Origin of the sequence: Pseudomonas sp. BS-2016 (assembly GCF_001806145.1) — a bacterium.
Classification (GTDB): Bacteria; Pseudomonadota; Gammaproteobacteria; order Pseudomonadales; family Pseudomonadaceae; genus Aquipseudomonas; species Aquipseudomonas lundensis.
The window spans coordinates 552725-564545 of the sequence record NZ_MLCT01000013.1 but is presented as its reverse complement, the minus strand read 5'-3'; the positions used below and the strand labels follow the sequence as shown (position 1 = coordinate 564545).

Genomic DNA, 11821 nt, shown 5'->3' with positions numbered 1-11821 from the left:
CTAGCCACCCTAAAACTCGATCCGCACATCCCCCTTCGGCACACTGCAACACGACAGGATGTAGCCTTCGGCCACGTCTTCATCGGTAATGCCGCCGTTGTGCTCCATCTCCACGTTCCCGCCCAGCTTCAACACTTTGCACGTCCCGCAGATCCCCATCCCGCATGCCTTGGGAATCATCAGCCCCAACTTGGCCGCCGCCGCATGCACGGTTTCCGCCGGGCCCACGCGGATGCTCTTGCCCGACGCCGTGAACTCCACCTGATTAAGCTCGGACGCGTCCAGTTCGGGGGCATCGGCCGCCTGCTCGGCCTGCTCTTGCGCATCGGCCCGCACGCCGGGCGGCGTCGCGCCGAATGACTCTTCGTGGTAACGGCTCATGTCAAACCCGCTGGCTTCGAGCAACCGTTTGACCGCCGTCATGTACGGTGTGGGGCCGCAGCAGAACACTTCGCGCTCCAGAAAATCAGGGGCCATCAGTTCCAGCATTTTGTGATTCAAATACCCGCGATACCCCGCCCAGGGTTCGCCCAGGCCGTGCTTTTCGCAGATCAGGTGCAGGCTGAAGTTGTCGATGCGCGAGGCCATGTGCTCCAGCTCGCGGTGGTAAATGATGTCTTTGGGGGACCGGGCGCTGTGGATAAACACCATGTCGACATTGGCATTGGTGTCGTAAAACCAGCGCGCCATCGACATCACCGGGGTAATGCCCACCCCGCCACTGAGGTACAGCACTTTGGGGCTCGGCGCATCGATGGCGTTGAACAGACCCACCGGGCCATGCACGGCCAGCTCCTGACCTTCCTGCAAGGTGTCATGCAGCCAGTTGGACACCCGCCCGCCGGGGACGCGCTTGATGGTGACGGAAAAACTGTACGGCACCGAGGGTGAGCTGGAGATGGTGTACGAGCGCATCACTTGCTCGCCGTCGATGTCCAGTTCCAGTGTCACGAACTGCCCCGGCTTGAAAAAGAACAGGATCGGCTGGTCGGCCATAAAACAGAACGTGCGCACGTCCCAGGTTTCCTGAATCACTTTCACGCAGCGAACGGTGTGGCGGCCGTTGGCCCAGGTCTGGGTGGTTACCGGGTTCAGAAAGCTGTTGGACATGCGCTTCTCCACGGCCGACTGCCGGCCTCTTGCTGGCGATTTTGCGCATGCGCCGTGAGCGCCATTTATCTATTCGCGACATTCACATGCTTATCGCGACCAGCCCCTGAAAACGGGCGCCCGGGCGTCGGGAACAGATTGGGCCATGTCGCTCACAGACAGGGCCGCCGCGCGCTTGAAACGCACACTCAGCGCCATTGGCTTCACCTTGCGTCGCACCCTTGACCCGCCACTTGAAGGCCGCCTCCCATGGCCATGAGGACCACACGATGGACGTCACCGCAACCCTGAGCCTGGGCGATCCACTGGAACCCGCACGCAAGGCCACCGCCGAAATGTTGCACACCCGCGAACGGACGTTTTCCCTGCCCCAGCCGTTCTACAACGATGAGCGGTTATTCGCCATCGACATGCAGGAGATTTTTCAGAAGGAATGGCTGATCGCAGGCATGACCTGCGAGATCCCGAGCAAGGGCAACTTCCTGACCCTGCAAGTGGGCAACAACCCGATCATCGTGATTCGCGGCGCCGAAGGCCAGGTGCATGCCTTTCATAACGTGTGCCGCCACCGGGGGTCCAGGCTGTGTACCAGCGAGAAAGGCAAAGTCGCCAAGCTGGTGTGCCATTACCACCAGTGGACCTACGAGCTGGATGGGCGCCTGCTGTTTGCCGGCACTGAAATGGGCGCTGACTTCGACATGAAGCAGTACGGCCTCAAACCGGTGAACGTGAAAACCGCGGGCGGTTACGTCTTTATCAGCCTGGCCGAGCACCCGCCGGCCATTGATGAGTTCCTCGCCACGCTCGATCACTACATGGAACCCTACGACATGGAAAACACCAAAGTGGCGATCCAGACCACGCTGGTGGAGAAAGCCAACTGGAAACTGGTGCTGGAAAACAACCGCGAGTGTTACCACTGCAACGCCTCGCACCCGGAACTGCTCAAAACCTTGCTGGAATGGGACGACGTCACCGACCCGCGCGCCGATCAGGCGTTCAAGGACCACGTTGCCGCCTCGGCCGCTGCGTGGGATGCCGAACACATCCCCTATGCCCACCAAAGCTTTGGCCTGCGCAACCGCATCGTGCGCATGCCCCTGCTCAAGGGCACGGTGTCGATGACGCTGGATGGCAAACAAGGCTGTGCAAAACTCATGGGCCGCATCAAAAACCCGGACTTGGGTTCAATGCGCATCCTGCACCTGCCGCATTCGTGGAACCACTGCATGGGCGACCACATCATTGTGTTCACGGTCTGGCCGATCAGCGCGCAGGAGACCGTGGTCACCACCAAATGGCTGGTGCACAAGGAGGCCGTCGAAGGTGTGGACTACGACGTGCAGCGCATGCGCACCGTGTGGGACGCCACCAACGATCAGGACCGGCGACTGGCCGAAGAAAATCAGCGCGGGATCAACTCCACCGCTTATCAGCCGGGGCCATACTCCAAAACGTACGAATTTGGCGTGATCAACTTCGTGGACTGGTACAGCGAGCGCATGCTCAGCAACCTCGGTGCCGCGCCTGCGCCCTACCTTAAAGAAGTGAGCGCGCCCTGACGCCCGCCGTCGATCGCCTCGGCGCACGTGTCGCTGAGGCGATCGACCCGGCCCAAGCCAGCGTTACCGGGTCACGGGCCTGCTCATCAGATAGGCCTGCCCGGTCACGCGAAACAGCGGATGAGGGGTGATCTGGCAGGTTTTGACAATGTGAAAGCCGTGGCGCTCATAAAATCGTCGAGCCCCGGTATTGGCGGCGTAATCGATCAGGCTCAGGCCATCGAGCCCCAGTGCGTCACAACGCGCCTGGGCCGCTTGGAGAAAGGTCGTCCCCAACCCCTGATTGCGCCAGCCCTCGTCCAGCGCCAGGCTTGAAATGTAGAGCGTGTCCGGTATTTCCATGTCGGCATAGGGCGCCAACACCGGGTCAGTCACCGGCTCGGCGTGCGGGTCGTGGCGCATCACGTAGCTGTGCATCATGCCGATCACGCGCCCTTGGTGCTCCGCGATCAGGCAGTTCTCATACGAAAAATTCACCCCCTCACGGGCGTAACGCGCCGCCCCCACCTCCAGCAAGTCCTCGCCGGGTTGTGCAATCAGGCTCCAGATGTAATCCGCCCCGCCTTCCGAGGTGATCTGGAAGAAACGTGCAATCTCGCGGGCGTCGCCACGCTGAGCCGGTCTGAATAAAACAGTCATGGGTGCCTCTTACGCCGGGATGGATAGGCTTTTTAGCCCGCGACGGGGGCTGTCACAACGCCTGCTTGCAGGCTATGTATAACGAGGTATTTCCATCCAGTGATCATTATTTGATCAAGCGCACGCACCCCGTGCCTACAAAGGCGCGTAGCCAAGCACGAACACGTTATCCACAGGCACACCCACAGCAATTGTGGGGAAGTTGACACCTCATCCACCCAGCGCCCACTGATCAATTTTTGTACAAAACCCTGCACGCCACGTCCTGCGTGGCCTACAGCGGAAAGCGAACACGTTATCCACACATCCGCCAACAGAGAATGTGCGCAACTTATGCACGGTGCCTGCCGCTGTGGAAAAGCCCTTGAAAGCGCCACGATTCAAGGCTTTAGCGAGCGAGCCGTGGATAAAACCGGTATTTGGCTATTTTTTGATCAAAACCCTGCAAGCCACGTTCTGCATGGCTTGCAGCGGATAGCGAACATGTTATCCACACAAGCGCTAACAGACTTTGTGGGCAAGTCTCACCGCACCACCCCTTCTTCGATCAGCAACGTCAAAATCGCTTGCGCGCCTTCTTCAGCACTCACCCCGCTGAGGACGCGTCCGCTGCCGCCTGCGGCCTTGGCTGTCGCGGCTTTCATGCGGTCGGCGCCGCTCTTGGCCTTGATCACCTTGAGGCGTTTGGGTCGGGGCTTGGCAGGGGATAACGTGGCTGCTGTGGATAACTGATCGTCAACCACCTCAACGTCTTGCGCGTGGATCTCCCCCCGCATGGCCGGGCCATAAGCGCTTTGTCGGCCAATGGGCGCGGCGTTATCCACAGTGGCCAGAAAGGGCAAGCGCACGTGCAGGCGTCGACGCTGCCCACGGGGCAAGGCTTGCAACACACTGGCCACGCCGTCGTGGACAGACTCGATCTGCGCCACCCCTACCACCAGCGGCCAGCCCAGTTGCTCGGCCAGCAGGTAGGGGAGCATGCCGGAGCCCTCGCCGGTTTCTGCCTGATTGCCGGTGAGCACCAACTGCACACCCGCCTCACGCAGATAGTCGCGCAGCACGGGCACGGCATCGGCCTGTGGGGGTTGTTCGAGCACCTGCAACTGCGCCAGCCCCATGCCCAGATACGCGCGCAATGCGGGCTCATGGGGGTTGCCCGCGTGCAGCACGTGCAGGTCATCGCCGGCCAGTTGCAGGCCCATTTCTACCGCGCGGGCATCTTGTTCGGCGCGGCGTGGGCGCTGTGAGGCGGGGTGGATACCGATGGATACCAATACGACGGTGGGGATGGTCATGAATCACGCTCCAAATCAAAAGCCCTCACCCTGGCCCGCTCGCAGAGGGAGAGGGTTGGGGGTGTGGGCGCGGTTAAGCTGCATCCCGCACGTTGTCTTGCCGCCACTTATCCACAGCCGCCAGCAACGCCTCAAGCACTAACGCCGCATCCCCAATCACCGACAAGTCGGCGCGTTTGATCATGTCGCACGCCGGATCGAGGTTGATCGCCACGACTTTGTCGCACGCCCCCATGCCTTGCAGGTGCTGAATGGCGCCACTGATCCCGACCGCCACATACACGCGGGCGGTCACCCAGGTGCCGCTGGCGCCAACTTGCCGCTCACGCGCCATAAAGCCTGCGTCCACGGCCACCCGGGAGGCACCTTCAGTGGCGCCCAACGCCGCAGCGGTCCTGTGGAAAAGCCCCCAGTCTTTGACCCCATTGCCGCCACTGAGAATGAACGGCGCTTCAGCCATCGGGATCACCGACGGATCGACTTCAACCGGCCCCAAGTCTTCTATGCGCGGCACGTTGGCGACAACGGGTGTGGATAACTCAACAGCCAGCGCTTGGTGGCGGGTCTCGCTCACCGCATCGGCGCATTCGGCCGCCGCCAAAATCAACCGGGGCACGGGTTGTTGCAGGTCTTGCACACCCGCGCCCGCACGGCCGATGCACAGACCGTCCTTGACCTGCCAGACCCGAGTTGCAGGGCGCTCACCGATGCGCGCGGCAAACCGCCGACCCCGCTCACCGCCCCCTTCGCGGCTGTCGGGCAACACCCAATGCCGGGGGGAAAATTGGTTATCCACAGCCTGGAGCGCCAACACTAGCTGCTCCGGTGCATAACCTTGATGGTCGAGCATCAGCAATCGATCCACCCCGGCCTCTGCAAAAGCACGCTCCTTATGCTCCCCGAATACCACGGCCAACACCGCGCCTTCGCTGCCTGCCAAGACATGCGCCAAGCCAAGCACGTCGCGATCGTGAGCACTCAAGCGGCCTCCAGGCAGGTCGGGCACGACGGCGATGTAGAACGCAGGACTCGGCACCTGATGCAACGGCCGTTGAGCCTGCACACTGACCGCACGCCGGGTCGACCCGCCTTGCTGGCCGCCACTGCGGTCAATGCGCTTAAGCCCCTGCGGGCCGATAAACCCCACGCCGTGGACATTTTTGCGCAGCACGCCGTTGGGCCCCATCCAGCGTTCAGGTCGCGGTTGCAAGGCCGCATGCAGCGGGTGCAGACGATTACGGGCAATCCACTCGGCACGCGGGTCACGACGAAGCACGTCACTCATGCGATCACCTCCTGGGTGTTGTGCTTCGCGAGGCCGGGCGCTGTAGCTGGCTCCACCAATGCATCGGCCACCAGTTCGGCCAGGTCTTTGATCTGCGGGCGCGGCGCGACCACGCCTTCGAGCATGGCCGTGCATTGCGGGCAGCCCACGGCCACCCGTTCGACGCCGGTTTCGCGGATGTCGGCCATGCGCATGTCGGGGATGCGCTGTGAGCCGGGGATGTCGGTAATCGGCGCCCCGCCCCCGCCGCCGCAACAGCGGGAACGGAACCCCGAACGTTGCATTTCCTGAACCTCAAGCCCCAGTGCACGCAGCACCTGACGCGGGGCCTCGTATTCGCCGTTGTAGCGGCCCAGGTAACACGGGTCGTGGTAGGTCACGCGGCCTCCGGTGTCCGGTTTAAGCTCAAGCAGCCCGCCCTCGATCAACTCGGCCATGTAGGTGCTGTGGTGCTGCACCCGGTAATCACCGCCCAAGGCGCCGTATTCGTTTTTCAACACGTGAAAGCTGTGGGGGTCGCAGGTGACGATGCGGCTGAAGGCGTATTGCGCCAGGATCTGGATATTGCGCGTGGCCAACGCTTGAAACGTGGCTTCGTCGCCCAGACGCCGGGCCACGTCGCCACTGTCGCGTTCTTCAAGCCCCAGGACGGCGAAATCAACACCCGCCGCCTTCAGGACGCTGACAAAAGCGCGCAGGGTGCGTTGATTGCGCATGTCGAACGCGCCGTCACCGACCCAAAACAGCACGTGCGCCGAACGCTTGTCGCGCATCAGCGGCAGGTTCAAATCGGCGGCCCAGTTCATGCGCCCGCCCGGTGCGAACCCGCCGGGGTTGTCCGTGGCGATCAGGTTGTCCAGCACCTGCGCACCGGTATTGGGCGTGGCGCCTTTCTCCAGCGTGAGAAAGCGCCGCATGTCGACGATGGCGTCCACGTGCTCGATCATCATCGGGCACTCTTCGACACAGGCTCGGCACGTGGTGCAAGACCACAACGTGTCAGCGTCCACCAGGCCGTTGACGATGGGCTGATGCGCAGTGCCCCCGTGCTCACCGAGGGGCTTGCCGGGGTAAGGGCTGCCCGCAAAGTGAGCATCGGTGCCCCCCGCCATGCCCACCACCATGTCTTGAATCAACTTCTTCGGGTTCAGCGGCTGGCCTGCCGCAAAGGCCGGGCACGCGGCTTCGCACTTGCCGCATTGCACACAGGCGTCAAACCCCAGGAGCTGGTTCCAGGTGAAGTCTTCAGGTTTTTCTACGCCCAAAGGGGCGCGGCGATCGGTCAGGTCCAGGGCTTTCAAACCGGTGGAGCGCCCGCCGCCAAATCGCTCGGGGCGGCGGTGCCAGGCCAGGTGCAAGGCGCCAGCAAACGCATGCTTCATCGGCCCGCCCCAGGTCATGCCGAAGAACAATTCGCCCACGCCCCAGACCACGCCCACAACCAACAGCGCGGCCAGCGACCAGCCCCCAAAGCCTTCAGGCAACACCCCCGCCACGGGCAGGGTCAGGATGAAAAAACTCGCGGCAAACACCAGCAGGCTTTTCGGCAGGCGCATCCACGGGCCTTTGGACAGACGGCTCGGCGGGTTGAGGCGACGTTTGAAGACAAACAGCGCCCCCACACCCATCAGCGCCGTGGCACACAGCAAGGCGTAGGCGAGGACGCGCTGATGCACGCCCACCCCATGAACCAGAATCGCCAGCACCGCCGCCAGCACAAAGCCGCCCGCCGTGGCCACGTGGGTGTTGGCCATGTAGCGGTCGCGGGCCACGACGTGGTGCAGGTCGTTCATGTAGCGCTTGGGCATGGCCAGCAGGCCGCCCAGCAGATCGACGCGGGACGGGCGGCCCTGACGCCAGAGGTGGATTCGCCGAAACGCGCCAATGAGGGTCAGGCCCAGTGCCGCGAAGATCAGGATGGGAAGAACAATAGTCAGCATGGGTGGCTCCCATCAACAGTCGGTTTAAACACAGGCCCTCACCCCAGCCCTCTCCCGCCGGGAAAGGCGGCGGTACGGTGTATGGCCGCTATGCCGGGGTTTACCTCAGAAGTCCTTGCACAACCTGAGCGCGTCATAGATCGCCGCATGCACGTTGCGTTGCGCCACGCAGTCGCCAATGCGGAACAACAAGTACCCGTCACCCGCCTCGCTCAGGCACGGCTGCGGCTGGATCGCGAACAACGCTTCAACGTCTATCTGCCCTTTATTGCGCGAACCGGGCTTGAGTGCGTAGTACAACGCTTCGTCCGGGCGCACGCCGTTTTCCACCACCACCTGGTCCAGCACGCGCTCTTCCCGGGCCCCGGTGTATTCGTTTTCCAGCACGGCAATCAGCGTGTCGCCTTCGCGGTACACCTGCTCCAGCATCATGTCGCCGGTCATGATGACTTCTTTGGGGTACAGGCTGCGGTAGTAGGTGGGGAACGAGGTGCCGCCTATCGCCACGCCGGGTTTGATGTCGTCGGTGACGATCTCGACCTGCGCGCCTTTCTCGGCCAAGAAGTCGGCCACCGACATGCCCGTGAATTCGCAAATGGTGTCGTACACCAGCACGTTTTTACCCGGCGCCACCTTGCCGTCCAGGATGTCCCAACTGCTGACCACCAACCCTTGGGCGGCGCCCCAGTGTTCGTTCTGTTCCACATACGCGTGCCCGCCCACAGCCAGCACCACGATGTCAGGGCGCAGGTCTAAAATCGTGGCCTCATCGGCCGCCGTTCCGAGCCGCACGTCTACGTTCAGGCGCGCCAGTTCCAGTTGAAACCAACGCGTGATGCCGGCCATCTGGTCACGCTGCGGGGCTTTGGCGGCCAGGCTGATTTGCCCGCCCATGGCCTCGCGTTTTTCAAACAGGGTCACGTGGTGCCCGCGTTCGGCCGCCACCCGCGCGGCTTCCATGCCCGCAGGGCCAGCGCCCACAATCACCACGCTGCGTTTGGGGCCGGTGGACTTCTGGATGAGGTGCGGCACGCCCATGTATTCACGGGAGGTGGCGGCGTTCTGGATGCACAGCACGTCCAGCCCCTGGTACTGACGGTCGATGCAGTAGTTGGCACCCACGCATTGTTTGATCTGATCGACCTGGCCCATTTTGATTTTGGCGATCAGGTGCGGGTCAGCGATGTGGGCACGGGTCATGCCGACCATGTCCACATAACCGCCTTCCAGGATGCGCGTGGCCTGGGTCGGGTCTTTGATGTTTTGTGCGTGCAGCACCGGCGCCTTGACCACCTCCTTGATGCCCGCCGCCAGGTGCAGGAACGGCTCAGGCGGGTAGCTCATGTTCGGGATGACGTTGGCCAGCGTGTTGTGGGTGTCGCAGCCCGAGCCGACCACGCCGATGAAATCCAGCATGCCGGTGTCGTCGTAATACTTTGCAATCTGCTTCATGTCCTCATGGCTCAGGCCATCGGGGTGAAACTCGTCGCCGCACAGGCGAATGCCCACACAAAAATCCGGGCCGACTTCGGCACGCACCGCTTTGAGCACTTCAAGGCCAAAACGCATGCGGTTTTCAAAACTGCCGCCCCATTCGTCGGTGCGTTTGTTGACGCGCGGGCTCCAGAACTGGTCGATCATGTGCTGGTGCACCGCCGACAGTTCCACGCCGTCCAGCCCACCTGCCTTGGCCCGGCCCGCGGCGCTGGCGTAGTTGCCGATGATGCGCCAGATTTCTTCGGGTTCGATGGTTTTGCAGGTGGCGCGGTGCACCGGTTCGCGCACGCCTGACGGCGACATCAGGGTCGGCCAGTTAAAACCGTCCCACCGCGAGCGACGGCCCATGTGGGTGATCTGGATCATGATTTTGGCGCCGTGCTTGTGCATCGCATCGGCCAGGTTCTGAAAGTGCGGGATGATGCGGTCGGTGCTCAGGTTGACCGAACTCCACCACTCTTGCGGGCTGTCGATGGCCACCACCGATGAACCGCCACAAATGGCCAGCCCGATGCCGCCCTTGGCCTTTTCTTCGTAGTACTGCACGTAGCGCTCGGTGGTCATGCCGCCGTCGGTGGCATACACCTCGGCATGGGCCGTGCTGAGCACACGGTTACGGATGGTCAACTTGCCGATTTGAATCGGCTCAAACATCGCTTCGAACGCCATATCCCGATCCTCGACTTACAACGGCTTGACGGTAAACAGGCCGTGGTCGTGGCCTTCTTGCGATCCGCTGTAGACCTGCTCGGCCACGGTGCGTAACTGACTGCCCCGCGCGTGCAGAATCTGGTCCATCGCCCCGGCAAACCAACCGGTGAACATGTAGTCGACCTTGCGCCCGACCTTGCCGTACACGTACACAAAGCACGAGTGTTGGAGCGTGACCGTGGCCGTCCCCGCGTCGAGGTCAATGGCCTGGATGTTGAACAGCCCCCAGCCGCGCTGCGACAGGCGTTTCATGTAGTGCTCGAACACCGCGACGCCTTCAAGGCCGTGGCATTGGGCTTCTTTTTCGCACCAATGCCAGGCGGATGTGTAACCGGCCTTGTAGAGAATCTCGGCGTACGCATCGGCCCCCAGCACGTCCTCGATGCCCCGGTGGTTGTTGACGAAAAAGTGGCGCGGCACGTACAGCATCGGCAAGGCGTCGGAGGTCCAGACGCCGGTTTCGCTGTCGACTTCGATGGGCAGTTGCGGGGCGATTTTAGCCATGGGTACCACTCCAGAAATTGATTCACAGTGTTGCGTGGCGCTGGCGCCTTTACCGGTGAGCGCAGCAGGTGTGAGCGCGCGTCACTCGCCCCACACGTCCTTGAGCACGTTGACCCAGTTTTCCCCCATGATCTTGCGCACCAGGCGTTCGCTGTGGCCGCGCTTGAGCAGTGTTTCGGTGAGGTTGGGGAACTCGCCCACGGTGCGGATGCCCAGCGGGTTGATGATTTCGCCGAAGCGGGTCAGGCGCCGGGCGTAGCCTTTGTCGTGGGTCAGCATTTCGAAAAAATCCTGCCCATGGCCCTGGGTAAAGTCGGTGCCAATCCCGATGGCGTCTTCGCCCACGAGGTTGAGGGTGTATTCGATGGCCTCGGCGTAATCGTCGATGGTCGAGTCGATGCCCTTGGCCAAAAACGGCGCGAACATGGTCACGCCGACAAAGCCGCCATGGTCGGCAATGAACTTGAGTTCTGCGTCGGATTTATTGCGCGGGTGTTCTTTAAGACCGGACGGCAAGCAGTGCGAATAGCAGACCGGTTTGGTGGAAGCCAGGATCACCTCTTCAGAGGTTTTGGCGCCCACATGGGACAAGTCGCACAGGATGCCGGCGCGGTTCATTTCGGCCACCACTTCATGCCCGAACCCCGACAGCCCGCCATCGCGTTCGTAGCAACCGGTGCCCACCAGGTTCTGCGTGTTGTAGCACAGCTGCACCACGCCGACGCCGAGCTGCTTGAAGATCTCGATATAGCCCAGTTGGTCTTCGAACGCATGGGCGTTCTGGAAGCCGAAAATGATCCCGGTCTTGCCCTGCTCCTTGGCGCGGCGGATGTCGGCCGTGGTCTTGACCGGGATGACCAGGTCACTGTTCTCGCGGATCAGCGTCTGGCTGGCGACGATGTTATTGATCGTCGCCTGAAACCCTTCCCACACGGACACGGTGCAGTTGGCCGCCGTCAGGCCCCCCTTGCGCATGTCTTCGAACAGGTCGCGGCTCCATTTGGCAATGATCAGCCCGTCGATAACGATGCTGTCGGCGTGCAACTCGGCTGGGCTCATCAGGCGTCCCCTTGGTGGCGATTGCGGCGCCGAATCGTCTGCCGGCGCTGTGGGGCCAGCATAGGCCGGGGGTTAAAAGCGGCCGGGTGCAAAAGCGACAGCGCGATTGCCGAAAGCGTCAATCCACGACAAAGCGCATCGCCGCCGCTTGATGGCCTATGCTGCCTGACTGTTATTTGGGGGGCGGTTCAGCCAGAATCGGTCCCAACTCTGGATTAG

General features: G+C 62.3%; 9 protein-coding genes. 1 reads left to right on the top strand and 8 read right to left on the bottom strand.

Annotated features, from left to right (window positions below):
- Positions 1-9 precede the first annotated feature (9 nt).
- Positions 10-1110: a glycine-betaine demethylase subunit GbcB gene (gene gbcB / locus BKD70_RS04655; RefSeq protein ID WP_047278136.1), complete on the bottom strand. Its 1101-nt coding sequence runs from the start codon at positions 1108-1110 to the stop codon at positions 10-12.
- 269 nt (positions 1111-1379) lie between these two features.
- On the opposite strand from gbcB, the gene gbcA reads away from it, so the two are divergent.
- On the top strand, positions 1380-2672 hold the full coding sequence (gene gbcA / locus BKD70_RS04650) for a glycine-betaine demethylase subunit GbcA (protein ID WP_047278139.1): 1293 nt from the start codon (positions 1380-1382) through the stop codon (positions 2670-2672).
- Positions 2673-2735: 63 nt separating this feature from the next.
- On the opposite strand, the gene BKD70_RS04645 is transcribed toward gbcA, so the two are convergent.
- The 7 genes from BKD70_RS04645 to BKD70_RS04615 all read right to left on the bottom strand — a co-directional run bounded on the left by BKD70_RS04645 (position 2736) and on the right by BKD70_RS04615 (position 11602).
- The gene (locus tag BKD70_RS04645; protein WP_047278141.1) at positions 2736-3311 is read right to left on the bottom strand and encodes a GNAT family N-acetyltransferase; all 576 of its coding nucleotides are present in this window, start codon (positions 3309-3311) and stop codon (positions 2736-2738) included.
- Positions 3312-3835: 524 nt separating this feature from the next.
- Positions 3836-4606 (bottom strand): electron transfer flavoprotein subunit beta, encoded by a 771-nt coding sequence (locus BKD70_RS04640; RefSeq protein ID WP_047278143.1) that lies wholly within the window; start codon positions 4604-4606, stop codon positions 3836-3838.
- Between the two features lie 73 nt (positions 4607-4679).
- Positions 4680-5891 carry an electron transfer flavoprotein subunit alpha/FixB family protein gene (locus tag BKD70_RS04635; protein ID WP_047278145.1) on the bottom strand — a complete coding sequence of 404 codons (1212 nt, stop codon included), beginning with the start codon at positions 5889-5891 and terminating at the stop codon, positions 4680-4682.
- Positions 5888-7831, bottom strand: coding sequence for a dimethylglycine demethylation protein DgcB (dgcB, locus tag BKD70_RS04630; RefSeq protein ID WP_047278147.1), 1944 nt, complete (start codon positions 7829-7831; stop codon positions 5888-5890). Before dgcB ends, BKD70_RS04635 begins: the two co-directional genes overlap by 4 nt.
- Positions 7832-7936: 105 nt before the next feature.
- On the bottom strand, positions 7937-9997 hold the full coding sequence (gene dgcA, locus BKD70_RS04625; RefSeq protein ID WP_047278149.1) for a dimethylglycine demethylation protein DgcA: 2061 nt from the start codon (positions 9995-9997) through the stop codon (positions 7937-7939).
- A gap of 15 nt (positions 9998-10012) precedes the next feature.
- Positions 10013-10543 (bottom strand): DUF5943 domain-containing protein, encoded by a 531-nt coding sequence (locus BKD70_RS04620; protein ID WP_047278151.1) that lies wholly within the window; start codon positions 10541-10543, stop codon positions 10013-10015.
- An 81-nt stretch (positions 10544-10624) separates the two neighbouring features.
- Positions 10625-11602: a dipeptidase gene (locus tag BKD70_RS04615; protein ID WP_047278152.1), complete on the bottom strand. Its 978-nt coding sequence runs from the start codon at positions 11600-11602 to the stop codon at positions 10625-10627.
- Positions 11603-11821: the final 219 nt, after the last annotated feature.

Excerpts from the sequence above, each read along its gene's own strand:
- BKD70_RS04615 (WP_047278152.1), bottom strand. The coding sequence starts at position 11,602 with ATGAGCCCAGCCGAGTTGCACGCCGACAGCATCGTTATCGACGGGCTG.
- gbcA (WP_047278139.1), top strand. The coding sequence starts at position 1,380 with ATGGACGTCACCGCAACCCTGAGCCTGGGCGATCCACTGGAACCCGCA.
- BKD70_RS04640 (WP_047278143.1), bottom strand. The coding sequence starts at position 4,606 with ATGACCATCCCCACCGTCGTATTGGTATCCATCGGTATCCACCCCGCC.
- BKD70_RS04635 (WP_047278145.1), bottom strand. The coding sequence starts at position 5,891 with ATGAGTGACGTGCTTCGTCGTGACCCGCGTGCCGAGTGGATTGCCCGT.
- BKD70_RS04645 (WP_047278141.1), bottom strand. The coding sequence starts at position 3,311 with ATGACTGTTTTATTCAGACCGGCTCAGCGTGGCGACGCCCGCGAGATT.
- dgcB (WP_047278147.1), bottom strand. The coding sequence starts at position 7,831 with ATGCTGACTATTGTTCTTCCCATCCTGATCTTCGCGGCACTGGGCCTG.
- gbcB (WP_047278136.1), bottom strand. The coding sequence starts at position 1,110 with ATGTCCAACAGCTTTCTGAACCCGGTAACCACCCAGACCTGGGCCAAC.
- BKD70_RS04620 (WP_047278151.1), bottom strand. The coding sequence starts at position 10,543 with ATGGCTAAAATCGCCCCGCAACTGCCCATCGAAGTCGACAGCGAAACC.
- dgcA (WP_047278149.1), bottom strand. The coding sequence starts at position 9,997 with ATGGCGTTCGAAGCGATGTTTGAGCCGATTCAAATCGGCAAGTTGACC.